Origin of the sequence: Diaphorobacter sp. C33 (assembly GCF_030503915.1) — a bacterium.
GTDB classification, from domain to species: Bacteria; Pseudomonadota; Gammaproteobacteria; order Burkholderiales; family Burkholderiaceae_C; genus Diaphorobacter; species Diaphorobacter nitroreducens.
Map to the genome: position 1 here is coordinate 2,126,363 of NZ_CP129980.1, position 23,906 is coordinate 2,150,268.

A 23,906-nucleotide genomic window follows, 5' to 3' on the forward strand; every position below is an offset into this window, starting at 1 on the left:
GCATAACAAAACCTTACTTTTCAGCCATGTCCACTACCCAACACGCCAAAGTCATGATCCTCGGCTCCGGCCCGGCGGGCTACACCGCCGCGGTGTATGCCGCCCGTGCCAACCTCAACCCCGTGCTCATCACGGGCCTGGCCCAGGGCGGCCAGCTCATGACCACGACCGAGGTGGACAACTGGCCCGCCGACGTGCACGGCGTGCAGGGCCCCGAACTGATGCAGCGCTTCCAGGAACATGCCGAGCGCTTCAAAACGCAGATCGTGTTCGACCACATCAGCCAGGTGGACCTGTCCAAGCGCCCCTTCACCCTTACGGGCGACAGCGGCACCTACACCTGCGACTCCCTCATCATCGCCACGGGTGCATCGGCCAAGTACCTGGGCCTGCCCTCCGAGGAAGCCTTCATGGGCAAGGGCGTGTCCGCCTGCGCCACCTGCGACGGCTTCTTCTATCGCGAACAGGACGTGTGCGTGGTCGGTGGCGGCAACACCGCCGTTGAGGAAGCGCTGTACCTGTCCAACATCGCCCGCAAGGTGACGCTGGTGCACCGCCGCGACAAGTTCCGCGCCGAGCCCATCCTGATCGATAAGCTCATGGAGAAGGTGGCGGCCGGCAAGATCGAGCTCAAGACCTTCTTCACGCTGGACGAAGTGCTGGGCGACGCCACCGGCGTGACCGGCATCCGCCTCAAGCACACCGAAGACGGCCACACCGAGGACATCGCGCTGCAAGGCTGCTTCATCGCCATCGGCCATGCGCCCAACACCGACATCTTCCAGGGCCAGCTGGCGATGGAAAACGGCTACATCGTGACCCAGGGCGGCCTCAAGGGCTTTGCCACGCAGACCAGCGTGCCGGGCGTGTTCGCCGCCGGCGACGTGCAGGACCATGTGTACCGCCAGGCCATCACCAGCGCCGGCACGGGCTGCATGGCCGCGCTGGACGCGCAGCGCTTCCTGGAACAGCAGGAATAACGCACTAAGCCCTGCCCACCCGGCTCCTGCAGGTTTCGGCATGCAGGGGTTTTTTGATATTCGGGCTATAATGCGCGGCTTTGCCAAATCCTGTGCCTGCAAATTGCAGCGCAAAGGCTGCGGCGACCGGGTTACCGCCACCCGTTCAAACTGGCGAGGTGAGGCTGACCGGCACGCTCCTGCTCTCGCGGGACTTCAGCGCCGGCAGCCGTTGCAACTATCGGAGTGTCCTGATGGCACGCGTATGTGAAGTAACGGGCAAGAAGCCCATGGTGGGAAACAACGTCTCCCACGCCAACAACAAGACCAAGCGCCGTTTCCTGCCCAACCTGCAGTACCGCCGTTTCTGGGTGGAAAGCGAGAACCGTTGGGTGCGCCTGCGCGTGTCCAGCGCCGCTCTGCGCCTGATCGACAAGAACGGTATCGACTCCGTGCTCGCAGACATGCGTGCCCGTGGCCAAGCCTAATTTCCTCAAGGAGAACAACCATGGCTTCCAAAGGCGGACGCGAAAAGATCAAGCTGGTGTCCACGGCCGAAACCGGTCACTTCTACACCACCACCAAGAACAAGAAGACGATGCCTGAGAAGATGTCGATCATCAAGTTCGACCCCAAGGCTCGCAAGCACGTCGAGTACAAGGAAGCCAAGCTGAAGTAATTCGGCCCGGCTCCTGTCAAAAAGCCGCCCGGCGTTGCGCCCGGCGGCTTTTTTCATGTCCAGCGTGGGCATAAAAAACCGCGGCACCCTTCCGGGTTGCCGCGGTACTGCGGTCACAGCCAGCCGCCGCGTCGCTCAGGCGTGGGCCGCGCGCAGCTTCAGCGAGAACTCCTTGAGCGCCGCGATGCCGCTGGCCTCGGCCCGCTGGCACCAGGCCTGCAGGTCTGCGGTCAGCTGATCGCGCGACTGCGAGGTGTTGAGCCAGAGCTGGCGCAACTCCTCGCGCATGGTGACCATCTTGTCGAGTACGGGGTGCGCTGCACGCACTTCGGCCAGCGTCGGCTGGGCCTGCGCAGGGACCTTCTCGGCGTCGCGGTGCAGCCAGCGCTTGGCGCGCTTGAGGGCCGACACGTCGGCCTTGCGCGCTTTGAGCGCGGCGATCTCTTCCTTGCAGGCTTGGCGCACGCCGAGCGCATAGCCGGCCATGACCTCGTAGCGGTTGGCGATGAGCGCCTCCAGCGTCTTTTCGTCGGCCACCGGCTTCGCGGCGCCCAGGCGCAGCTTGGGCGGCACCTTCTTGACCTTGGCCCAGCCCAGGCGCTGCAGCGCGCTGATGTAGAGCCACCCCACGTCGAACTCGTACGGCTTGACCGAGAACTTCGCGGCCGTCGGATAGGTGTGGTGGTTGTTGTGCAGTTCTTCACCGCCGATCACAAGGCCCCAGGGCACGAGGTTGGTAGAGGCGTCCTGCGCCTCGAAGTTGCGGTAACCCCAGTAGTGGCCCACGCCGTTGACCACGCCCGCGGCCCAGAACGGGATCCACGCCATCTGCACGGCCCACACGGCGGCGCCCACGGCGCCGAACAGCACCAGGTTGATGACCAGCATTATCCCCACGCCCTGCCAGGTGAAGCGGCTGTAGACGTTGCGTTCCATCCAGTCGTCCGGCGTGCCATGGCCGAACTTCTTCAGCGTCTCGGCGTTGGCCGCCTCGGCACGGTACAGCTCGGCCCCGCGCCACATCACGGTGCGCAGGCCGCGCGTCTGCGGGCTGTGGGGGTCATCGGGCGTCTCGCATTTGGCGTGGTGCTTGCGGTGGATGGCCACCCATTCCTTGGTGACCATGCCCGTGCCCAGCCACAACCAGAAGCGAAAGAAATGCGCAGGCACGGGCCCCAGGTCCAGCGCACGGTGCGCCTGCGAGCGGTGCAGGAAGATCGTCACCGCCGCGATCGTGATGTGGGTGGTGGCCAGGGTGTAGAGCACGATCTGCCACCAGGCCAGGTCCCACGCGCCATGCGCCAGCCAGTCGAGCGCGGTATTCCACGCGGCGCTATCAAACAACATACAAACCTCGATCCACTATCCAATACCGCCGCGCAGCCGGCGACGTTCCACATTGTCGGGCGCCGTCTCCGCGGACCGGAACATGCCCGGCCGCCAGGATGGCTTCGCGTTGCGTGCCAGCGCGTAGGAAAGTTACGCGCGGCGGATCCAGACGGCAGCGAAGAAACCGTCCGTCTGGTGCAGATGAGGCCACAGCCGCAGATATCCAGTGCCGCTGGCGCCGCCATGGCACAGGCGTGCGGCATCGGGCACCTTCAGCTGCGTGAGCAGCGCGCCGGCGTCCTGCGGCTCGAAATCGGCATGCGCCGCGCCGAAGGCTTCGGCGATGGCCTCGTTTTCCTGCGGCAGCACGCTGCACGTGGCATAGACCAGCCGCCCGCCAGGTTTGACCAGGCGCGCCGCGCTTTCCAGGATGGCGGTCTGCTTACCGGCCAGCTCCCGCAGCGCCTCGGGCGATTGGCGCCACTTCAGGTCGGGGTTGCGGCGCAGCGTGCCCAGGCCCGAACAGGGCGCATCCACCAGCACGCGGTCGATCTTGCCGGCCAGGCGTTTGACGCGCTCGTCGCGCTCGTGGGCGATGGCCGCGGGGTGCACGTTGGACAGGCCCGAGCGCGCCAGGCGGGGCTTGAGCGCCTCCAGCCGGTGGGCCGACACGTCGAAGGCGTACAGCCGCCCCGTGCTGCGCATGGCCGCGCCGATGGCCAGCGTCTTGCCGCCGGCACCGGCGCAGAAGTCCACCACCATCTCGCCGCGCTTGGCGTCCAGCAGCAGCGCGAGCAACTGCGAGCCCTCGTCCTGCACCTCGATGGCGCCGCGCGTGAACGCGTCCAGCTTGGTGAGCGCAGGCTTGCCGGCGATGCGCAGTCCCCAGGGAGAGTAAGGTGTCACTACGGATTTGATAGCTGCTTGCGCAAGCTCCTTCTGCACCTGGTCGCGTTTTTCCTTCAAGGCATTGACGCGCAGGTCCAATGGCGCAGGCTGCGCCAGGCTGTCGGCCAGGGCCCAGAAGCCGCTCTCGCCCAGCTGCTCCTTGAGCGGCGCCACCAGCCACTCGGGCAGGTTGTGGCGGTGCGGCGCCAGCAGGTCTTCAGGACGCACGGCGTCGCACTGGTCCAGCCAGGACTTTTCCTGCTCGGTCAGTGCGCTCTTGACGAAGTCGCGCGGGCCGTGAAAGCCCAGGATGGCCAGGCGCCGCTCCTTGGGGCCCGCGCCCGAGCGCGCGAGTTGCTCGAACAACAGCTTCTTGCGCAGGACGTTGTAGACGGTTTCGGCCAGCGTGGCGCGCTCGCGCGGGCCCAGGCCGCGGTGCTCGCGGAAGTAGCGCGAGACCACGGCGTCGGCCGGGTGTTCAAAAGTAAGGACCAGCCTGACGAGTTCCGCGCAGGCGTCCACAAGGGCTTTGGGATGCATGGCGTGATTGTCCCATCTCGCGCCCGCATCATCCGACGCCGCCTCAAGCCCCTCCGGGCCCGGCGTGCACAGGTTCGAACGCCTGGCGCTCGATGTCCTCCAGCGCCGCCGTGTCACCGGCCGCGAGCACCAGCACCTGTCCCGGCAGTTCCAACTCGCTCTCCAGACGGCGGCACAGGGCAAAGCGCGCCTGCGCATCCAGACCGCGCAATTGCACGAACAGCAGGTAGGTGCGCCGCTGGGGCATGGCGCGCAGTTGCTTGCACACCAGCCAGGCGCGCGCCACCGCGCGGTGCAGGGCCAATTCGGCCTGCAGCTCGCCGAGCTCGAACGCGCTCAGATCGTGGCGCGTCACGCGCTGGAAGAAGGGCGTGTCGTACAGCTCCTCCAGGGCGGCATCCTCCACCTCCTCCGCCTGGCGCACGCGCTCGCGCCAGCGCTTGAGGGCCTCGGCGTCATAGTCCCCACCGGCCTCGGCACGCTGCTCCAGCGCCTGCACCGCGCCCCGGGCCGCACCCCAGCGATGGGTGGGACTGCAGTCCCACAACGCCTCACAGCAGCGCAGGCGCCCTGCCACGTCCTGTGGCGCCAGGCTGTCGGCCAGCCCGAGCAGCGCACCCACATGGGCGGGTTCGCGCGCCAGCACGCGCTCGTACAGCGGCTGCACGGCGGCCTGCGGGTCCAGCCGGCGCATCAACCGCGCCAGCTCCACGGTCTCGGTGGCGCTGTTGCCGGCCTGGGTGGACTGCAGGGTGCGCACGCGCTCCTGCGCCCGCTGCAGGCGGGCGTGGTGCTGCTTCCACACCGTGGCGTTGGCCTTGCACCACTGATCATCGAAGTGCGCCAGCCAGCCGCGCGCCTGCGCCCCCAGCAGCGACAGCGCCCCGCGCTGCGACCACGGCGGCAGCGTGGGGCGCCCACCCGTGAGCGCCTCCACCCGGTCGCGCAGCACGGGATGGGTGTCGTCCACGCCACTCAGGCGCCGTACCGCGTCGCGCAGCGCCATCTGGGCGAAGGCCGGCTCCGGCGGCAGTGCCAGCAGGCGCTGCAGGGCGCCGTAGGGCCCGGCGGGCAGCGGTTGGGACAGCGCGCCCTGCCAGTGCTGGCGCCAGAACTGCTCGCCCAGCCAGGCGCCCTTGATCTCGACCTCGGTGAGCGCGGCGGCCACCTCATCCTGGCCCAGCAGGCGCGCGGCGATGCGGTCGGCCTCGTATTCGTCCTGGCGGGCCAGGGCGAAGGTCTTGGCGGCAAAGCGCGGCCAGTACCAGTCCAGGAACGCCCGCGTGGCCACGGCCATGGGGCCGGCATCGTCCTGCATGCCCTCGTGCAGGCGGTGCCAGCTCAGGCGGGTGCGGTAGATCCAGGCCGCAAAGCGCCCGTGGTCGCCACGCAGGTGGCCGTATTCGTGGGCCAGCACCGCCAGCAGGCGCTTTTTGTCCAGCGCCATGAGCAGCGGCAGACCGAGCGTGAGCTGATTGCGCGCACCGCCCAGCACACCCCAGCGAGGCTCCTGGCGGATGCTGGCGTTGAAGTCGTCGTCCAGATACACCTCGTGGATGGGCGGCCCCTTGATCTTGCGGCGGATGCGCTCCAGCGCATCGAACAGCGCCGGCGCCTCACGCGCGGTGATCTGTACGCCGTGGGGCGGGCTGCGCGGCACCCACAGCGCACGCAGGCTCAGCCATAACAGGCCGCACGCGGCCATCACAATCCATACCCAGGCGAAGCGGAACTTGCCGTGGAGGAGTTGGGGCACCACCCACACCAGCATGCCCACAGCCAGCGCCAGGCAGCCCAGCACCCAGGCGTAGCCCAGCGCCGCAAAGGCGGCCACGCCGCGGCGGTAGGCACGGCTGTCGTCGGCGCTGGCCATCTCGCTCATGCGCACCATGTGTATGAAGTCCGCCTTCTCCATCAACCGCCCTCCCGTTGTGATGCGTATTTTTTCCACCGCGAATGCTATCCATGAACGATGAACTGCCACCCCTGGTTTGCACACCCCCCGGCCGCTATCGCCACTACAAAGGCGGGCTGTACGAGGTGCTCGGCACGGTACGCCACAGCGAGACGCTGGAGCCCATGACCCTGTACCGCGCGCTGTACGGCGAGCAGGGCCTGTGGGTGCGCCCGGCCGCCATGTTCAACGGGACGGTGGTGGTCGATGGCCGCGAGCAGCCGCGCTTCGCCGCGTGCGCGGGCACACCCGAGGATTGAAGCCAAATACGGCCCTTGCGCTTGTCCATCAAGCGGTAGCAGCTCCTCTTTCAATAGCAAATACCACCTACTGGCTGCGCGCGCGGCCCGGCACCCCTGCCCTCCCTTGTCCTACGCCGGTGCCCAAAGGCGGGCACTACGGTGTAGTCAGGACGACAAGCGGCGGCGTGCGCAGGCGAGCCGTGCGCCGCGGAAAGGAGCCTTTCATGGACTATCTGCTACAGGGAATGTTTGGCGAGCGGTCGCTGACCAAGGTGGCCGCCGTGTTCAACGACCGGGCCGACGCACAGGCGATGGTGGCGCGGCTGCAAAGCCTGCCCGGTATGGCGCCCGGCCAGGTGCGCATGCTGGGGCCGGAGGATGCGCGGGAAGACCATGCCGAGCACTTCGGCCGCACGCTGGAGCCGGAGCAGCGTGGCATCTTCCGCACGATGATCCGCGCCCACGTGGTGACCGGTTTCGCGGGCGGCGTATTCGGCCTGCTGCTCTACGCGTGGCTGCTGCGCTCGGGCACCCCGCTGATCCTCAGCAGCCCACTGCTGGCCTTCATCGCCGTGGTGGGCTTTTGCACCACCTTCGGCCTGTTGGCCGGCGGCCTCGTCACCATGCGCCCCGACCACGTGGGGCTGATCACCGAGGTGCGGGAAGCCCTGGAGCAGGGCCGCTGGGCGGTGGTGGTGCACCCGACCCACACCGCGCAGACACGGCAGGCGCGCGCGTTGCTGCAGGATGGCGGCGGCGCGCAGGTGGCGCGCACGCTGTGAGCGTGCCGGCCGGGCAGATTGCAAGCAAATCATGCTCCAGCGCACACCCCATCAGCGCTAACAGCTATCGATTCGCGAGCAAATGCGCCAGTACGGCGCGTGGGTAGATCAGGTGTTCCTGCGTGAGCACGCGGGCGGCCAGCGCGTCGGCCGTATCACCCGGCAACACGGGCACCACCGCCTGGTCCAGGATGGGGCCCACGTCCAGTTCTGCCGTGACCTCGTGCACCGTGCAGCCGGCGAACCTGCATCCCGCGTCGATGGCGCGCTGGTGCGTGTGCAGGCCCGTGAAGGCCGGCAGCAGCGAGGGGTGGATGTTGACCAGCCGGCCCGCGAAGTGGTCCACGAACCCCGGGGTGAGGATGCGCATGAAGCCGGCAAGCACCACCAGGGACGGCTCGTAAGCGTCGATGGCCTGGGCCAGCGCGGTGTCGAACGCCTCGCGCGAGGGATAGGCCTTGTGGTCCAGCACCTGGGTGGCAATGCCCTGTTCGCGCGCCAGCGCCAGGCCCTTGGCATCGGCCTTGTTGCTCAGCACCGCGGCCACACGGATGCCGTGGCGGCCCGCCCAGTCCTGCTGCTGCGCGGTGCGCACGATGGCCGCCATGTTGGAGCCGCCGCCGGAGATCAAAATCACGATGTTCTTCATTTGACGGAAATTATCCCCTGCCCATGCCCTTTGACGCCCGCACCCGCCCCCTGACCGCGCCGCAAGCGCGCGTGCTTGCCACGCTGCTGGAAAAGTCCCGCACCGTGCCCGACAGCTATCCCCTCACCCTCAACAGCCTGCTGGCCGGCTGCAACCAAAAGAGCAGCCGCGATCCGGTCATGCAACTCACCGAGAGCGAGGTGCAGCAGGCGCTGGATGATCTGCGCCAGCAAACGCTGGTGCTGGAGATCGGCGGCGCGCGCGTGGCGCGCTGGGAGCACAACTTCACCCGCGGCGTGGGCGTGCCCGACCAGTCCGCCGCGCTGCTGGGCCTGCTGATGCTGCGCGGCCCGCAGACCGCGGGCGAGCTGCGCATCAATGCCGAGCGCTGGCACCGGTTTGCCGATATCTCCTCGGTCGAGGCCTTCCTGGACGAGCTGCAGTCGCGCTCCGATGACAAGGGCGGGCCGCTGGTCACGCTGCTGCCGCGCGCACCGGGCGCGCGCGAGCCGCGCTGGGCTCACCTGCTGTGCGGCCCTGTGGATGCCAGCCCCGTCCAGATGGCCAGCGCATCGCCCGCGTCACGCAGCGAGGAAGACGGCGCACTGGCCCAGCGCGTACAGGCCCTGGAGGATGAGGTGGCCGCGCTGCGCGCCACCGTGCAGCGCCTGTGCGAGCAACTGGGCGTGGCCGAGCACTGACCTCGCCAAGACCCCGCCCCTGTCACGGTTCGGACAGGGCTGAAAAGCACGCCCGTGCTACAACGGCGGCTTCACAGGAGACAGCACATGGACCTTGCATTCACCCCCGAAGAGCAGGCATTCCGCGAGGAAATTCGCGCCTGGGTGCGCACCCACCTGCCCCAGGACATCGCACACAAGGTGCACAACGCCCTGCGCCTGACCAAGGACGACATGCAACGCTGGGCCAAGATCCTCGGCGCCAAGGGCTGGCTGGGCTACGGCTGGCCCCGGGAGTTCGGCGGACCCGGCTGGAATGCCGTGCAAAAGCACTTGTTCGAAGAGGAATGCGCCCTCGCCGGCGCGCCGCGCATCGTGCCCTTCGGGCCGGTGATGGTGGCGCCCGTGATCATGGCCTTTGGCAGCAAGGAGCAGCAGCAGCGCTTCCTGCCCGGCATCGCCAGCGGCGAGGTGTGGTGGAGCCAGGGCTACAGCGAGCCGGGCTCGGGCTCGGACCTGGCCAGCCTCAAGACCCGCGCCGAGCGCGTGGGCGACAAGTACATCGTCAACGGCCAGAAGACCTGGACCACGCTCGGCCAGTACGGCGACTGGATGTTCAACCTGGTGCGCACCAGCACGGAGGGCAAGCCGCAGACGGGCATCAGCTTCCTGCTGCTGGACATGAAGTCGCCCGGCGTCACCGTGCGGCCCATCAAGCTGCTGGATGGCGAGTGCGAGGTCAACGAGGTGTTCTTCGACAACGTCGAGGTGCCTGCCGACCAGCTCATCGGCGAGGAGAACAAGGGCTGGACCTACGCCAAGCACCTGCTCAGCCATGAGCGCACCAACATCGCCGACGTGAACCGCGCCAAGCGCGAGCTGGAGCGCTTGAAGCGCATCGCCAAGGCCGAGGGCGTGTGGGACGACATGCGCTTTCGCGACCAGATCGCGCTGCTGGAGGTGGACATCGTCGCGCTGGAGATGCTGGTGCTGCGCGTGCTGTCGATGGAAAAGAGCGGCAAGAACCCGCTGGACATCGCCGGCCTGCTGAAGATCCGCGGCAGCGAGATCCAGCAGCGCTATGCAGAGCTGATGATGCTGGCTGCCGGCCCGTTCGCCCTGCCCTTCATCGAGGAAGCCATGGAAGCCGGCTGGCAGGGCGACTTCCCTGGCGGCGTGGCCGCCAACGCCCCGCTCGCCTCCACCTACTTCAACCTGCGCAAGACCACCATCTACGGCGGCAGCAATGAAGTGCAACGCAATATCGTCGCTCAGACCGTGCTGGGTTAAGGAGACAAGACCATGGATTTCAACTTCTCCGACGACCAGCAGCAACTGCGCGACGCCGTGCGCCGCTGGGTGGACAAGGGTTACGGTTTCGAGCGCCGGCGCGCCATCGTGGCCGCAGGTGGATTTGACCGCGCCGCTTACAACGAGTTGGCCGAACTGGGCCTCACGGCCCTCACCGTGCCCGAGGCCCACGGCGGCCTGGGCCAGGGCGCCGCGGATGCCATGGTGGCCATGGAAGAGCTGGGCCGCAGCATCGTGCTGGAGCCGCTGGCGCATGCGTTCATTGCGGCCCGCGTGCTCAGCGAGTGCGCCGACGACAACGTGCAGTCCGCCTGGCTGCCGCGCATCGCCAGCGGCGAAGCCCTGGTGGTGCTGGCCCACCAGGAGCGCAAGGCCCGCTACCGCCTCGATGTTTGCGAGGCAAAAGCGGCTGCAGCGCCCGGTGGATATGCGCTCACAGCTATTAAAAGCGTAGTTCCGGCGGGCGACCAGGCGGACGCCTTCCTCGTGCCCGCACAGCTCGATGGCCGCATCGCGCTGTTCCTGGTGGAACGCAGCGCCGCCGGCGTGGCCACGCGCGGCTACCTCACGCAGGACGGCAGCCGCGCCGCCGAACTGTCGCTGACCCAGGCGCCCGCCACACTCGCCACCGCCGACGGCCTGGCCGCGCTGGAGCTGGCCGTGGACACCGGCATTGCCGCCGCCTGCGCCTACGCCGTGGGCGCCATGGAGCAGACCCTGGCCATCACCGCCGACTACATGAACCAGCGCAAGCAGTTCGGCGTGCCCATCGCCAGCTTCCAGGCGCTGCGCCACCGCATCGCCGACATGAAGATGCAGCTGGAGCTGGCGCGCTCCATGAGCTACTACGCCAGCCTGAAGCTGGGCGAGGAAGCCGGCGAGCGCCACCGCGCCCTGGCCCGCGCCAAGGTGCAACTGGGCCAGTCCATGCGCTTCGTCGGCCAGCAGGCGGTGCAGTTGCACGGCGGCATCGGCGTGACGGACGAGTACATCATCAGCCACTACTTCAAGACGCTCACGCAGCTGGAGATGTCGTGGGGCGACACGCTGCACCACCTGGGCGAGGTGGGCGCGCGCATGCAGGACACGGCGGGGGTGTTTGCCTAAGGGCCCCAAGCAGCGCTTCTCGGAAGCATCTCCGCTGGCTTAGCGCTTGCGGGGATGCTGCTGTGTGCGGATGCTCTGCTTGCGTGCATAGCGCTCTACGAACGCGTGCCTTGCACGGCACGAAGATCGCTGCCTTTCTGGACACCGCCGCCGAATCCAGTGCCATGCGCGCAGTTTTTGGCTTGAACCAGGAAGCCGCACAGCGTATGGCCCACCTGCACCGCGCAGACGTGCAGGCGGCCGCATTGGCGTCGGCGAAACGCGCTTTACGCTCCGCCGCCGGCGGCTTCCACGCTTCCCGGATAATGACGGGTTTTCCGTTTAGCGCCCTAACGCGCAGCACCTTTTTGCCATGAGCGCCACTGCCCCCCACGCTGACCCCATCCGCCAGTACCTCGAGACCGCCCGCACCCAGATCGCCAAAGGTGAACTCCGCCAGGCTGCCGAGACCCTGAACAAGGCCCAGAAGAAGTCGCCCAACGACGCGCGCGTCTTCATGCTGGCCGGCCTGATGGCGGAGAAGGCAGGCAACGTCAAGGGCGCCTTCGAAGCCCTGCGCAAGAGCGTCGCCCTGGCACCTACATGGGGCCCGGGTCTGCTGGAGCTGGCGCTGCTGCTGGCGCGACAGAACCAGTTCCAGGAAGCCGTGGAGACGGCCGAGAAGGTGGCCAAGCTGGAGCCCAAGAACCTGTTGGTGCTGGCCGGGGTGGTGGACATTGCGCACCGTGCGGGCCACGCTGAAATGGCCGTGCGCCATCTGCGTCGCGGTCTGGAGCTGGTGCCGGGCGACGTGCAGTTGCGCCGCCTCCTGGCCGCCGACCTGGAAGGCCTGGGGCAACACGCCGAAGCACTGGATGTATGGAACGGCTTGATCGCGCAGGATCCCAAGGACCAACAGGCGCTGCTGGGCCGCGTGAAGACCCTGCTGGCGGCAGGCAAGCCCGCCCAGGCCGCGGCCGATACCACCACGTTGCTTGAGTTGGCGCCCGGCGATTCCGTGTATGCCTATTACAGCGCGCTGGCCCATGGCGTTACCCCGCCGCACCAGCCTGTCGAGTTGAACCGCCATCTGTTTGATGGCCTGGCCGAGGTCTACGACCAGCACACGGTACGCGGTCTGCGGTACCAACTGCCGAAAATCGTGGCCGACAAGATCCTGGCCCGCTACCCCGATAAGCACCTGAATGTGCTGGACCTGGGCTGCGGCACGGGGCTGCTGGGTGTGTGCTTGGGCCGCATCGACGGATTCCTGATCGGCGTGGATGTTTCCACCAAGATGATCGAGCAGGCCCATCGCCACCGCGTGTACGACCGGTTTCACACCGTCAACCTGCTGGATGCGCTGCGCGAGACGCCGGGCGACATCTATGAGGTAATCACCGCACTGGACGTCTTCATTTACACCGGCGAGCTGGGGGAAACCATTCCCAACGCGCACCGCATTCTGCTGCCGGCCGGGGACTTTTACTTCTCCTGCGAGGCCGCCCCGGAAGAAGGCGCCGACCTCGTGCTGCAGTCCAATGGCCGCTATGCCCACAAGCGCAGCCATGTGCAGGCGCTGTGCCGCCAAGCGGGCTTTGAATCGGTGGAGATCGAAGACCTGACGCTGCGCTACGAAGGCGGCGAGCCTGTGCAAGGCTTCCTGGTCAAGGCCCGCAAGGCGGCTGCTTAAGAAAGCCCAGCCGGCCTCATCAAAAAACGCGGCCAAGGCCGCGTTTTTTCTTACCGCCAACGTCAGCTCAACAGCCGCGACGACTTGGGCACGTGGGCCATGAGGAACTCCATCTGGTCGGCCAGGATGCGCCGGTTGCGCAGGATGAAGTCTTCCCACAGGCTGGGTACGTAAGGCGTGTACAGCAGCGGCATATGCGCCTGCTCGGGCGTACGCGGGCCCTTGCGGTGGTTGCAGGGGCGGCAGGAGGTGACCACGTTCATCCAGTGGTCCACGCCGTTCCTGGCAAACGGCACGATGTGCTCGCGGGTCAGGTCCTGTTCCTGGAAATGCCCTCCGCAGTAGGCGCACACGTTGCGGTCGCGTGCGAACAGCTTGGCGTTGGTGAGGCTGGGGTAGAGGTCAAAGGGGTTGATGTTCGGCACGCCACGCGTACCGATGATGCTGCTTACCGCGATCTGTGACTGCTCGCCGGTGATGGCGTTATGGCCACCGCGAAACAGCGCGACCTGCGCGCCGATCTCCCAGCGCACCTCGCCCGCGGCGTAGTGCGTGACCGCCTGCTCCAGCGTTATCCAGGATTGCGGCAGCCCCTGGGCCGACAGCTTCAAGACCTTCACAACACGCCTCCTGCCATGGAACACAAGAATCGGAACGTTGATGTCTCGCCGGTCGCACTGTGCAGCGCAGCCGGTAGCGCACAATATACTCTTTTTCATGACAAATTGGCGTCAAGCGCTTGATGGACTTGCGCCAGCCGCTATCAAAAGAAAAGCACTGCGATGAAGATCTTCCGCGGCTTCCATCACCCGGACGTGGCACCGGCCTGCGCCCTCACCATCGGCAATTTCGACGGCGTGCACCGCGGCCACCAGGCCATGCTGGCCCTGCTGAACAGCGAGGCGCAGCACCGCGGCGTGCAAAGCTGCGTGCTGACCTTCGAGCCGCATCCGCGCGACTACTTCGCCGGGGTGCACAAGCGCCCGGATCTCGCGCCCGCGCGCATCGGCACGCTGCGCGACAAGCTGTCCGAGCTGGCGCGCTGCGGCGTGCAGCAGACCATCGTGCTGCCGTTCAACGAAAAGCTGGCACGCCAGGCACCCCAGGCCTTCATCGACGATGTGGTGGTGGGCGGCCTGGGGGCGCGCTACCTGCTGGTGGGCGACGATTTCCGCTTCGGCGCCCAGCGCGCGGGGGACTACGCCATGCTGGACACCGCCGGCCGCGAGCGCGGCTTCGAGGTGGCGCGCATGAACAGCTACGAGGTGCACGGGCTGCGTGTTTCCAGCTCCGCCGTGCGCGACGCCCTGGGCGCCGGCGACATGGAGGAAGCCACTCGCCTGCTGGGGCGCCCGTACGCGATCTCTGGCCACGTGGTGCATGGACGCAAGCTGGGCCGGTCGCTGGGCCGCTCCGCCGCCAGCGGGCCTCACCAGGACGGCTTTCGCACGCTGAACCTGCGCTTTGCGCACTGGAAACCGGCCGCCAGCGGCATCTTCGCGGTACTGGTGCACGGGCTGGACGCCGAGCCCCTGCCCGGTGTGGCCAACCTGGGCGTGCGCCCGTCGCTGGACCCGAGCGACGTGAACGGCGGGCGCGTGCTGCTGGAGACGCATTGCCTGCAGTGGCCCGCTCACCTGGGAGCCGAGGGGGCCTACGGTAAAATCGTGCGCGTGGAACTCCTGCACAAACTGCACGACGAGCTGAAGTACGACAGCCTTGGCGCCCTCACAACCGGCATCGCCAAGGACTGCGATGACGCCCGCGCGTACTTCGCATCCTCCCACGCAGAGACCCGTCGCCAGACCACCCGCGACCGAATTTGACGGGGCCGCCTTCGCCCCGCCAGCGCTTGGCGGGCCGCGCCAGCCCCGCCCTTGTCCTGCCCCCGTGTTTGCCTTTCGGGCCACGCCCGGAACGCCCTTGACCTGAAGGTTCCCATGTCCGATTCCAACCCCAAGAACGCCCCCGCCAGTGCCTACCGCGGCACGCTGAACATGCCCGACACGCCCTTCCCCATGCGCGGCGACCTGCCCAAGCGCGAGCCGGGCTGGGTCAAGGAATGGGACGACAAGGGCATCTACAAGAAGCTGCGCGACGCCCGCAGCGGCGCGCCGAAGTTCATCCTGCACGACGGCCCGCCGTACGCCAACGGCCAGCTGCACATCGGCCACGCGGTAAACAAGATCCTGAAGGACATGATCATCAAGGCGCGCCAGCTCGAGGGCTTTGACGCGATCTACGTGCCGGGCTGGGACTGCCACGGCCTGCCGATCGAAAACGCCATCGAAAAGCTGCACGGCCGCAACCTGCCGCGCGACGAGATGCAGGCCAAGGGCCGCGCGTTTGCCACCGAGCAGATCGCGCAGCAGATGGTGGACTTCAAGCGCCTGGGCGTGCTGGGCGACTGGGACAACCCGTACAAGACCATGAATTTTGCGAGCGAGGCCGGCGAGGTCCGCGCGCTCAAAAAGGTCATGGAGCGCGGTTTCGTGTACCGTGGCTTGAAGCCCGTGTACTGGTGCTTCGACTGCGCCTCGTCGCTGGCGGAGTTCGAGATCGAATACCAGGACAAGAAGAGCCAGACGCTGGACGTGGCGTTCAAGGCGCATGAGCCGGCCAAGCTGGCCGCTGCCTTCGGCCTGCCCGCCCTGTCCAAGGACGCCTTCGCGGTCATCTGGACCACCACCGCCTGGACCATTCCCGCCAACCAGGCACTGAACCTCAATCCCGAGCTGCCGTACGCGCTGGTGGACACCGAGCGCGGCCTGTTCATCGTGGCCGAATCGCTGGTCGAGGCCTGCATGACGCGCTGGGGCCTCACGGGCCAGGTGCTGGCCGTGGTGCCCGGCGAAAAGCTCGCGGGCCTGGAGTTCGAGCATCCGCTGTACGACATGGACGCGGGCTACCGGCGCCTGTCGCCCGTGTACCTGGCCGACTACGCCACTGCCAGCGATGGCACGGGCCTGGTGCACTCCTCGCCCGCCTATGGCGTGGACGACTTCAACTCCTGCGTCGCCCACGGCATGGCCTACGACCAGATCCTGAACCCCGTGCAGGGCAACGGCACCTACGCGGCGGACTTTCCGCTGTTCGGCGGCCAGCACATCTGGAAGGCCGTGCCCGTCATCATCGACGCACTCAAGGTCGCCGGTCGCCTGCTGAACACCACCACCATCACCCACAGCTACCCGCACTGCTGGCGCCACAAGACGCCCGTGATCTACCGCGCCGCGGCGCAGTGGTTCGTGCGCATGGACGAGGGCGAGGGCGTGTTCACCGACCCGGCGCAGAAACCCGCACAAACCCTGCGCCAGATCGCGCTGGAAGCCATCGAGCACACGGCCTTCTACCCGGACAACGGCAAGGCCCGCCTGCGCGACATGATTGCCGGACGGCCCGACTGGTGCATTTCGCGCCAGCGCAGCTGGGGCGTGCCGATCCCGTTCTTCCTGCACCAGGACTCGGGCGAGCTGCACCCGCGCACCATGGAGATCATCGACCAGGCCGCAGAGATCGTCGAGCAGGGCGGCATCGAAGCCTGGAGCCGTGTGACGGCCGAGGAGATCCTGGGCGCGGAGGACGCCAAGCACTACACCAAGAGCACCGACATCCTGGAAGTGTGGTTCGACTCCGGCTCCACCTTCTGGCATGTGATGCGCGGCACCCACCCCACCATGCACCATGACGAGGGTCCCGAGGCCGACCTGTACCTCGAAGGCCATGACCAGCACCGCGGCTGGTTCCACAGCTCGCTGCTGCTGGCCAGCGCCATCTTCGGGCGCGCACCCTACCGCGGCCTGCTCACGCACGGCTTCACGGTGGACGGCCAGGGCAAGAAGATGAGCAAGTCGCTGGGCAACACCGTCTCGCCGCAGGAGGTGAGCGGCAAGCTGGGCGCCGAAATCATCCGCCTGTGGTGTGCCGCCACCGACTACTCGGGCGACCTGGCGATCGACGACAAGATCCTGGCGCGCGTGGTGGACGCCTACCGCCGCATCCGCAACACGCTGCGCTTCTTGCTCGCCAACGTGAGCGACTTCGACCCGGCCCAGGACGCCGTGCCGTTCGAGCAGATGCTGGAGATCGACCGCTACGCCCTCTCGCGCGCGGCGCAGCTGCAGCAGGACATCCTGGCGCACTACAAGGTGTACGAGTTCCACCCCGTGGTCGCCAAGCTGCAGCTGTACTGCTCGGAAGACCTGGGGGGCTTTTACCTCGACGTGCTCAAGGACCGCCTGTACACCACGGCGCCCAAGAGCCTGGCGCGCCGCAGCGCGCAGACGGCGCTGTACCAGATCACCCATGCCATGCTGCGCTGGATGGCGCCGTTCCTGTCCTTCACGGCCGAAGAGGCATGGAAGGTGTTCGGCCAGTCCGAGACCATCTACCTGGAGACCTACCAGACCATTCCCACGGCCGACGAAGGCCTGGCCGCCAAGTGGGAACGCCTACGTGAGATCCGCGACGCGGTGAACAAGGAGATCGAGACCGTGCGCGCTGCCGGCACCGTGGGCTCGTCGCTACAGGCCGTGGTCACGCTCACTGCCGCGCCCGAAGACCATGCGCTGCTGGCCAGCCTGGGCGACGACCTGAAGTTCGTGCTCATCGTTTCAGCTACATATTTGATAGCTGGCAGCGCCCTGCAGATCAGCGTTGCAGCCAGTTCCGATGCCAAGTGCGAGCGCTGCTGGCACTACCGCGCCGACGTGGGCCAGAATCCCGAGCACCCCACGCTCTGCGGGCGCTGCGACAGCAACTTGCATGGCGCCGGTGAAAACCGGGTGCACGCCTGATGGCGCGCGCCGCCGTATCCCGCAGCGCCAGCCTGTGGCCCTGGTTGGCCTGGGCCGTGCTGCTCGTCATTGCCGACCAGTTCACCAAGACGCTGATCCTGGGCTACTACCGCCTGGGCGACGCGACCTACGTGACCAGCTTCTTCAACATCGTGCGGGCGCACAACACCGGGGCGGCGTTCTCCTTCCTGGCCGATGCCGGGGGATGGCAGCGCTGGCTGTTCACGGGCATTGCGCTGGCAACGGCGGTCTTCATCCTGTGGCAGCTGCGCGCCCACCCGGGGCAGAAGCTGTTCTGCTTCGCGCTGTCCAGCATCCTGGGCGGTGCCATCGGCAACGTGGTGGACCGCCTGCAGCATGGCTACGTCGTGGACTTCCTGGACTTTCACCTGCGCGGCTGGCACTTCCCCGCGTTCAACGTGGCCGACTGCGCCATCACCGTGGGTGCGGCCTGCCTGATCCTGGACGAGCTGCTGCGCGTGCGCCGCACCGGCTGACGCCCGCCTGGGCGCCACCACGGCGCCCGTTCGCGGGTATGCTGCGCTGTTTCATGGTCGCACGACGACCCGTTGGAAGAGCCCAAGCCCACCCATGAAACACCTGCTGAATCTGCTGGCCGCCATTGCCCTGCTGGTCTGGGGCACGCACCTCGTGCGCACCGGCGTGCTGCGCGTGTTCGGCGCCAATCTGCGCACCATGCTGGCGCGCAGCATGGGCAACCGCTTCTCCGCCGCGCTCTCGGGCATGGGCGTGACGGCACTGGTGCAGTCCAGCACCGCCACCTCGCTCATGACCTCGTCCTTCGTGGGCCAGGGGCTGATCACGCTGCCCGCGGCGCTGGCCGTGATGCGCGGCGCTGACGTGGGCACCGCGCTCATGTCCGTGCTGTTCTCGCTGGACCTGTCGTGGCTGTCGCCGCTGTTCATCTTCGTGGGCGTGGTGCTGTTCATCGCGCGCCAGGCCGGCACCGCCGGGCGCGTGGGGCGCGTGCTGATCGGCCTGGGGCTGATGCTGCTGGCGCTGGAGATGGTGATGCAGGCCAGCGGCCCCATGCTGGCCTCGCCCGTCATCAAGATGGTGCTGGGCTCGGTGCGCAGCGACATTGCGCTGGAGATCATCCTGGGCACGGTGCTGGCCGTGCTGGCCTACTCCAGTCTCGCCATCGTGCTGCTGATCGCGGCCATGGCCGCCTCGCACGTGGTGCCGCTGGACGTGGCCCTCGGCCTGGTGCTGGGCGCCAACCTGGGTAGCGGCCTGGTGGCGGTACTGACCACCGCCAAGTCGGCCGTGGAGGTGCGCCAGGTGACCGTGGGCAACCTGGTGTTCAAGGTCCTGGGCGTGCTGCTGGTGGCCCCGTTCATCGGGCTGTGGCTGCGGCACCTGCAGCCGCACATGCCCGGCACGGCCCAGGGCGTGGTGCTGTTCCACCTGGCCTACAACATCCTCATCAGCGTGGGCTTCATCGGCTTCACGCAATGGGTGGCGCGCGCCGTGGCGTGGTTGCTGCCCAAGCCCGAAAGCGCGCAGCGCCGCCGCCCGCAGCACCTGGACCCGTCCGCGCTGTCCACGCCCTCGCTGGCCATCTCCTGCGCGGCGCGCGAGGCCCTGTACCAGGCCGACGTGGTGGAGACCATGTTGCTGGGCGTGCTGCAGGTCATACGCCACAACGACCAGGACCTGGCCGAACGCCTGCGCAAGATGGACGACGAGGTGGACGAGCTGTACTCCGCGATCAAGTACTACCTGACGAAGATCTCGCGCGAGGCCCTGGGCGAGGAGGAAAGCCGCCGCTGGGCCGACATCATCAGCTTCACCATCAACATGGAGCAGGTGGGCGACATCATCGAGCGCGTGCTGCAGGACATCGAGGACAAGAAGATCCGCAAGGGCCGCGACTTCTCCGAGGCCGGCATGGCCGAGATCACCGAACTGCACCAGCGCCTGATAGACAACCTGCGCCTGGGCATGAGCGTGTTCCTGAACGGCAACCTGCGCGACGCGCAGCGCCTGCTGGAGGAGAAGGTGCGCTTTCGCGACCTGGAGCGCGCCTACGCCGCCAGCCACCTGCTACGGCTGTCGGACGGCACGGTGCCGGCCATGGAGACCAGCTCGCTGCACATCGACCTGATCAGCGACCTCAAGCGCATCAACTCGCACATCTGTTCCATCGCCTACCCCATCCTGGAGTCGGCCGGCGCGCTGGCCCCCAGCCGCCTCAAGGCCCTGCGCGCGGCGCCCGCGCCGCTGAACGATCACCCCTGAGGCGCTGTCGCCTGGGGACGGCGTGCATAGCGCTGCGCCAGCACCGCGCACACCATGAGCTGCATCTGGTGGAACACCATCAGCGGCAGCACGATGGCGCCTGCGGCCTCCGAGGGGAACAGCACCTTGGCCATGGGTACGCCGCTCACCAGGCTCTTCTTGGAGCCACAGAACACGATGGTGATCTCATCCTCCTTGGAAAAACCCAGGCGCCGCGCCAGCCAAGTGGTGGCGGTGAGCGCCAGCCCCAAGATCACCGCGCACACCACCAGCAGGCCGGCCAGCGCAGGCAGCGGCAACTCGTGCCACAGGCCGCCCACCACGGCTGCGCTGAATGCGGTGTAGACCACCAGCAGCACCGAGCCCTGGTCCACGTACTTGAGCGTCGCCGCGTGGCGGCCAATGAAACCGCCGATCCACGGCCGCAGCAGGTGCCCCGCAACGAAGGGCAGCATCAGCTGCAGCATGATGCGACCGATGCTGCCCAGCACATCCTGCTGCACCGTGCCCGAGGCCTGCGGCAGCACCACGCCCACCAACAGCGGCGTGATCACGATACCCAGCAGGGTGGAGGCCGAAGCGCTGCAAATGGCCGCCGCCATGTTGCCGCGGGCCACCGCCGTGAACGCGATGGCCGACTGCACCGTGGCCGGCAGCACACACAAGAACAGCACGCCGGTGTACAGCTCGGGCGTCACCAGCGGCTGCAGCACCGGCCGCAGCACCAGGCCCAGCACCGGAAACAGCATGAAGGTGCTGGCCACCACCAGCAGGTGCAATCGCCAGTGGCCGATGCCTGCGATCACGGCCTCGCGCGACAGCTTGGCGCCATGCATGAAGAACAACAGCGCCACCACGCCCACGGTGGCCTTCTCGAAAAACGCGCCCACGGCGCCGGATGCAGGCAGCAGGCTGGCCAGCGTGACGGTGGCCACGAGGGCAAGGGTGAAGTTGTCGGGCAGCAGACGGGAACGGGCCATGGTGTGCGAGGAGCGGTGGAGAAAGCGTGCCGTAGTGCGGCGAGCCTGCCGGCGCAGGCATGAGGCCTGGATTGTCGGGCATGTGCCCCTATGGCGTCGGCGCGCCGCATGTTCTCCAGTCCGCTGCACAGGCAACCGCCGCGGCGGCGCTTCACTAACGAATGAAATCGCTGTCTAACGCTTGTCCATTATGCGGTAACAGCTATTGTTTTAATAGCAAATCACCAACCATAGAAACCGGCCAGCACCAGCGCCGCCTCCGGCGTGAACGCCCCTTGAGCCAGGCGCTCGTGCACCTCGCCATGGGTCAGGCATTCGAAGCGCGCCACTTCGCCATCCTGGTTCACCGGCACCACGCCCTCGGGCACGGTGGCGTGGAACCAGTCGATGCGCTCCACCATGTAGCCGGTGCCACCCGCCTCGCTGCTGGGCTGCGCAAACTGCACCTGGCCGCCGGCTGCCAGGGCCTGCAATTGCTCCAGGCGCAGCCCGGCCTCCTCCCATGTCTCGCGCGCCAGGGCTTCATGCAGGCTGTCGGCCGCGGACACCATGCCGCCCATCAGCGTGTCCCACTGGCCGGGGTTGTTGGGCTTGGTGAAGGAGCGCTGCTGCACCCACAGGGCGCCCCCCGCCGTGCAGCCCACCAGGTGCACGGCCTGCGTGGCCAGGCCCAGCACGCGCACGGCCCCGCGCTCCACGGTCGCCAGGCGCCGGCCATCGGGCGTGCACACGGCCAGTTGCTCGTCGCGCCAGGGGCCGCAGCAGCCCGCCGTGCGCAGCGCAAGGGCCAGCGCATTCAGCGCCGCCGTGGCCTCCTGCGCCGGCAGGGCCCACGCGGGTTGCCCTTGATGCTCTACTTGTGATAGCTGCCAGCGCTTGTCCAGTAACCTTTGAATGCCAATCTGGTCAAAAACCGCGGCATCCACCGACCCCACGCACTCGCGCCCCAACAGCAGCGGCACGCGCTGTGCCACTGGCGGGCACTGCGCCTGCCGGCGTGCGGCGGCCACCCAGGCGGGCGCCGGCTGGCTGGGCGCCGTCATTCCAGCGTGAGGATGGTGGAGCCCGTGGTCTTGCGCGCCTCCAGGTCGCGGTGCGCCTGCTGCACGTCGCGCAGCGCATAGCGCTGGGCAATGTGGATCTTCACCTGGCCGCTGGCCACCACGGCGAACAGGTCGTCCGCCATGGCCTGCGTGGCCTCGCGCGTGGTGATGTGGCTGAACAGCGTCTGGCGCGTGACGTACAGCGAGCCCTTGGCGCCCAGCATGCCGGGTGCGAACGGCGCCACGGGGCCCGAGGCGTTGCCGAAGCTGGCCATCAACCCGAAGGGACGCAGGCAATCCAGCGACTTGTCCCAGGTGTCCTTGCCCACGGAGTCGTACACCACCTTCACGCCGCGCCCGCCGGTGATCTCCTTGACCCGGGCGGCGAAGTCTTCCTTGGCATAGTTGATGGCATAGGCCGCGCCGTTGTCCAGCGCCAGCTGGCACTTGGCGTCCGATCCTGCGGTGCCGATGAGCTGCAGGCCCAGGGCCTTGGCCCACTGGCAGGCGATCAGGCCCACGCCCCCCGCGGCCGCGTGGAACAGTACGAAGTCGCCGGGCTCCAGCCCTTCGACGGGGCGGGTTTTCTTCAGCAGATACTGGGCGGTCAGGCCCTTGAGCATCATGGCCGCACCGGTCTCGAAGCTGATCGCATCGGGCAGCTTGCACACGCACTTGGCGGGCATCACGCGCACTTCGCAGTAGCTGCCGGGCGGCTGGCTGGCGTAGGCCGCGCGGTCGCCCACGCGCAGGTGCGTGACGCCCTCGCCCACCGCCTCGATCACGCCCGCGCCCTCCATGCCGATGCTGGCCGGCATGTTCAAGGGGTACAGGCCGGTGCGGTGGTACACGTCGATGAAGTTCAGGCCCACCGCGCGGTGGCGGATGCGCACCTCACCCGGGCCGGGCTCGCCGACCTGCACGTCAACGATCTGGAGTTCTTCGGGGCCACCGTGCTGGCGGATCTGAACGGCGAGGGTCATGGGAATGGGTCTCCTGGAATGATTGCAAGCGAACGCCGCAGATGCTGCCATGATTTGCCAGCCCTTGCCGTGCGCGGGACACACACGGGAGGACGCCGACTGTCACGTCTTTCGCTTACAGTTGCTGCCCCTATGACCCAACGACTCTCACCGGGCACGATTGCGATGCTCGTGGCCGCGCCGCTGCTATGGGCCGGCAATGCCGTGGTTGGCCGCGCGCTGAACACGCTGATCCCGCCCATCACCCTGAACTTCGTGCGCTGGCTGCTGGCGTTTGCGCTGCTGCTGCCGCTGGCCTGGCAGGTGCTGCGCCCCGGCAGCCCGCTGTGGCCACACTGGCGCCGCTATGCGCTGCTGGGCCTGCTGGGCATCGGCAGCTACAACGCGCTGCAGTACCTGGCGCTGCAGACCTCCACGCCGCTGAACGTGACGCTAGTGGGCTCGGGCATGCCGGTATGGATGCTCATCATCGGCGCGCTGTGCTTCGGCGTGCCGGCCTCGCGCAGGCAAATAGCGGGGGTGCTGCTGTCGGTGGCCGGCGTAGTGCTGGTGCTCAGCCGCGGCAGCTGGGAGCAGTTGCTGGCACTGCGCCTGGTGCCGGGCGACCTGTACATGGTCGCGGCCACCATCTCCTGGTCGTTCTACAGCTGGCTGCTGGTGCGCACCAGCGAGCCGCGCGAACTGCGCGGCGACTGGGCGGCCTTCCTCATGGCGCAGATGATCTTCGGACTGGGCTGGTCGGGCGCCTTTGCGGGCGTGGAATGGTCACTGGGCGCCACGCAGATCACCTGGGGCTGGCCGCTGGCTGCTGGCCTGGCCTTCATCGCCGTGGGCCCGGCCATCCTGGCCTATCGCTTCTGGGGCGTGGCGGCGCAGCGCGCGGGGCCGGTGGTGGGGGGATTTTTCATCAACCTCACACCGCTGTTCGCGGCAGTGCTGTCCACGGTCTTCCTCGGAGAAGCGCCGCACCTGTACCACGCCCTGGCGTTCGCGCTGATCGTGGGTGGCATCGTGGTGTCGTCGCGCAGGGCCTAGGCCGGCGCGCGCACA

Annotated in this window: 23 protein-coding genes; 15 read left to right on the forward strand and 8 right to left on the reverse strand. The window is 67.7% G+C overall.

Annotated features, from left to right (window positions below):
• Window positions 1-26: 26 nt before the first annotated feature.
• The 3 genes from trxB to rpmG all read left to right on the forward strand — a co-directional run bounded on the left by trxB (window position 27) and on the right by rpmG (window position 1,638).
• Window positions 27-980, forward strand: coding sequence for a thioredoxin-disulfide reductase (gene trxB / locus QY917_RS10110; protein ID WP_011806494.1), 954 nt, complete (start codon window positions 27-29; stop codon window positions 978-980).
• Window positions 981-1,213: 233 nt separating this feature from the next.
• The gene (gene rpmB, locus QY917_RS10115; RefSeq protein WP_003058229.1) at window positions 1,214-1,447 is read left to right on the forward strand and encodes a 50S ribosomal protein L28; all 234 of its coding nucleotides are present in this window, start codon (window positions 1,214-1,216) and stop codon (window positions 1,445-1,447) included.
• 20 nt (window positions 1,448-1,467) lie between these two features.
• On the forward strand, window positions 1,468-1,638 hold the full coding sequence (gene rpmG / locus QY917_RS10120; protein WP_011806495.1) for a 50S ribosomal protein L33: 171 nt from the start codon (window positions 1,468-1,470) through the stop codon (window positions 1,636-1,638).
• Between the two features lie 135 nt (window positions 1,639-1,773).
• On the opposite strand, the gene QY917_RS10125 is transcribed toward rpmG, so the two are convergent.
• From QY917_RS10125 to QY917_RS10135, 3 genes are all read right to left on the reverse strand, one after another.
• Window positions 1,774-2,985: a fatty acid desaturase gene (locus QY917_RS10125; RefSeq protein ID WP_123676261.1), complete on the reverse strand. Its 1,212-nt coding sequence runs from the start codon at window positions 2,983-2,985 to the stop codon at window positions 1,774-1,776.
• Between the two features lie 132 nt (window positions 2,986-3,117).
• Window positions 3,118-4,395, reverse strand: a complete 1,278-nt coding sequence (locus QY917_RS10130; RefSeq protein WP_123676260.1) for an RsmB/NOP family class I SAM-dependent RNA methyltransferase — start codon at window positions 4,393-4,395, stop codon at window positions 3,118-3,120.
• 43 nt (window positions 4,396-4,438) lie between these two features.
• Window positions 4,439-6,310, reverse strand: a complete 1,872-nt coding sequence (locus tag QY917_RS10135) for a M48 family metalloprotease (RefSeq protein WP_123676259.1) — start codon at window positions 6,308-6,310, stop codon at window positions 4,439-4,441.
• A gap of 50 nt (window positions 6,311-6,360) precedes the next feature.
• Between QY917_RS10135 and QY917_RS10140 the strand changes: the two genes are divergently transcribed.
• Both QY917_RS10140 and QY917_RS10145 read left to right on the forward strand, forming a co-directional pair.
• The gene (locus QY917_RS10140; RefSeq protein WP_041836404.1) at window positions 6,361-6,609 is read left to right on the forward strand and encodes a DUF1653 domain-containing protein; all 249 of its coding nucleotides are present in this window, start codon (window positions 6,361-6,363) and stop codon (window positions 6,607-6,609) included.
• 206 nt (window positions 6,610-6,815) lie between these two features.
• Window positions 6,816-7,373, forward strand: a complete 558-nt coding sequence (locus tag QY917_RS10145; RefSeq protein ID WP_123676281.1) for a hypothetical protein — start codon at window positions 6,816-6,818, stop codon at window positions 7,371-7,373.
• Window positions 7,374-7,437: 64 nt separating this feature from the next.
• Here the strand turns inward: QY917_RS10145 and purN are convergent, their stop codons facing one another.
• Window positions 7,438-8,022 (reverse strand): phosphoribosylglycinamide formyltransferase, encoded by a 585-nt coding sequence (gene purN, locus QY917_RS10150; protein ID WP_015914055.1) that lies wholly within the window; start codon window positions 8,020-8,022, stop codon window positions 7,438-7,440.
• A gap of 23 nt (window positions 8,023-8,045) precedes the next feature.
• On the opposite strand from purN, the gene QY917_RS10155 reads away from it, so the two are divergent.
• From QY917_RS10155 to QY917_RS10175, 5 genes are all read left to right on the forward strand, one after another.
• Window positions 8,046-8,723 (forward strand): YceH family protein, encoded by a 678-nt coding sequence (locus tag QY917_RS10155; protein ID WP_123676258.1) that lies wholly within the window; start codon window positions 8,046-8,048, stop codon window positions 8,721-8,723.
• Window positions 8,724-8,810: 87 nt separating this feature from the next.
• Window positions 8,811-9,992, forward strand: a complete 1,182-nt coding sequence (locus QY917_RS10160) for an acyl-CoA dehydrogenase family protein (RefSeq protein WP_015914057.1) — start codon at window positions 8,811-8,813, stop codon at window positions 9,990-9,992.
• Between the two features lie 12 nt (window positions 9,993-10,004).
• Window positions 10,005-11,120 carry an acyl-CoA dehydrogenase family protein gene (locus QY917_RS10165; protein ID WP_123676257.1) on the forward strand — a complete coding sequence of 372 codons (1,116 nt, stop codon included), beginning with the start codon at window positions 10,005-10,007 and terminating at the stop codon, window positions 11,118-11,120.
• A 110-nt stretch (window positions 11,121-11,230) separates the two neighbouring features.
• Complete coding sequence (locus QY917_RS10170) at window positions 11,231-11,476, forward strand: hypothetical protein (RefSeq protein WP_123676256.1); 246 nt, start codon at window positions 11,231-11,233, stop codon at window positions 11,474-11,476.
• Window positions 11,473-12,792, forward strand: coding sequence for a tetratricopeptide repeat protein (locus tag QY917_RS10175; protein WP_123676255.1), 1,320 nt, complete (start codon window positions 11,473-11,475; stop codon window positions 12,790-12,792). The genes QY917_RS10170 and QY917_RS10175 overlap by 4 nt, the downstream gene beginning before the upstream one ends.
• A 62-nt stretch (window positions 12,793-12,854) precedes the next feature.
• On the opposite strand, the gene QY917_RS10180 is transcribed toward QY917_RS10175, so the two are convergent.
• Window positions 12,855-13,412 (reverse strand): HNH endonuclease, encoded by a 558-nt coding sequence (locus QY917_RS10180; protein ID WP_011806507.1) that lies wholly within the window; start codon window positions 13,410-13,412, stop codon window positions 12,855-12,857.
• 162 nt (window positions 13,413-13,574) lie between these two features.
• Between QY917_RS10180 and QY917_RS10185 the strand changes: the two genes are divergently transcribed.
• The 4 genes from QY917_RS10185 (at window position 13,575) to QY917_RS10200 (ending at window position 19,850) form a co-directional block, all read left to right on the forward strand.
• Window positions 13,575-14,618: a bifunctional riboflavin kinase/FAD synthetase gene (locus tag QY917_RS10185; protein WP_088886164.1), complete on the forward strand. Its 1,044-nt coding sequence runs from the start codon at window positions 13,575-13,577 to the stop codon at window positions 14,616-14,618.
• A 114-nt stretch (window positions 14,619-14,732) separates the two neighbouring features.
• On the forward strand, window positions 14,733-17,588 hold the full coding sequence (gene ileS, locus QY917_RS10190; RefSeq protein WP_123676254.1) for an isoleucine--tRNA ligase: 2,856 nt from the start codon (window positions 14,733-14,735) through the stop codon (window positions 17,586-17,588).
• Entirely contained in the window at window positions 17,588-18,085 is a 498-nt protein-coding gene (lspA, locus tag QY917_RS10195) for a signal peptidase II (RefSeq protein WP_103737064.1), read from the forward strand. The genes ileS and lspA overlap by 1 nt, the downstream gene beginning before the upstream one ends.
• A 94-nt stretch (window positions 18,086-18,179) precedes the next feature.
• Window positions 18,180-19,850, forward strand: a complete 1,671-nt coding sequence (locus tag QY917_RS10200; RefSeq protein ID WP_123676253.1) for a Na/Pi cotransporter family protein — start codon at window positions 18,180-18,182, stop codon at window positions 19,848-19,850.
• On the opposite strand, the gene QY917_RS10205 is transcribed toward QY917_RS10200, so the two are convergent.
• The 3 genes from QY917_RS10205 to QY917_RS10215 all read right to left on the reverse strand — a co-directional run bounded on the left by QY917_RS10205 (window position 19,841) and on the right by QY917_RS10215 (window position 22,856).
• Window positions 19,841-20,830, reverse strand: a complete 990-nt coding sequence (locus QY917_RS10205) for a bile acid:sodium symporter family protein (RefSeq protein ID WP_123676252.1) — start codon at window positions 20,828-20,830, stop codon at window positions 19,841-19,843. The genes QY917_RS10200 and QY917_RS10205 overlap by 10 nt on opposite strands.
• A 221-nt stretch (window positions 20,831-21,051) precedes the next feature.
• On the reverse strand, window positions 21,052-21,873 hold the full coding sequence (locus tag QY917_RS10210; protein WP_123676251.1) for an NUDIX domain-containing protein: 822 nt from the start codon (window positions 21,871-21,873) through the stop codon (window positions 21,052-21,054).
• Entirely contained in the window at window positions 21,870-22,856 is a 987-nt protein-coding gene (locus tag QY917_RS10215; protein WP_103737068.1) for a quinone oxidoreductase, read from the reverse strand. Before QY917_RS10215 ends, QY917_RS10210 begins: the two co-directional genes overlap by 4 nt.
• A gap of 132 nt (window positions 22,857-22,988) precedes the next feature.
• On the opposite strand from QY917_RS10215, the gene QY917_RS10220 reads away from it, so the two are divergent.
• Entirely contained in the window at window positions 22,989-23,891 is a 903-nt protein-coding gene (locus QY917_RS10220; protein WP_041838882.1) for a DMT family transporter, read from the forward strand.
• Window positions 23,892-23,906 lie beyond the last annotated feature (15 nt).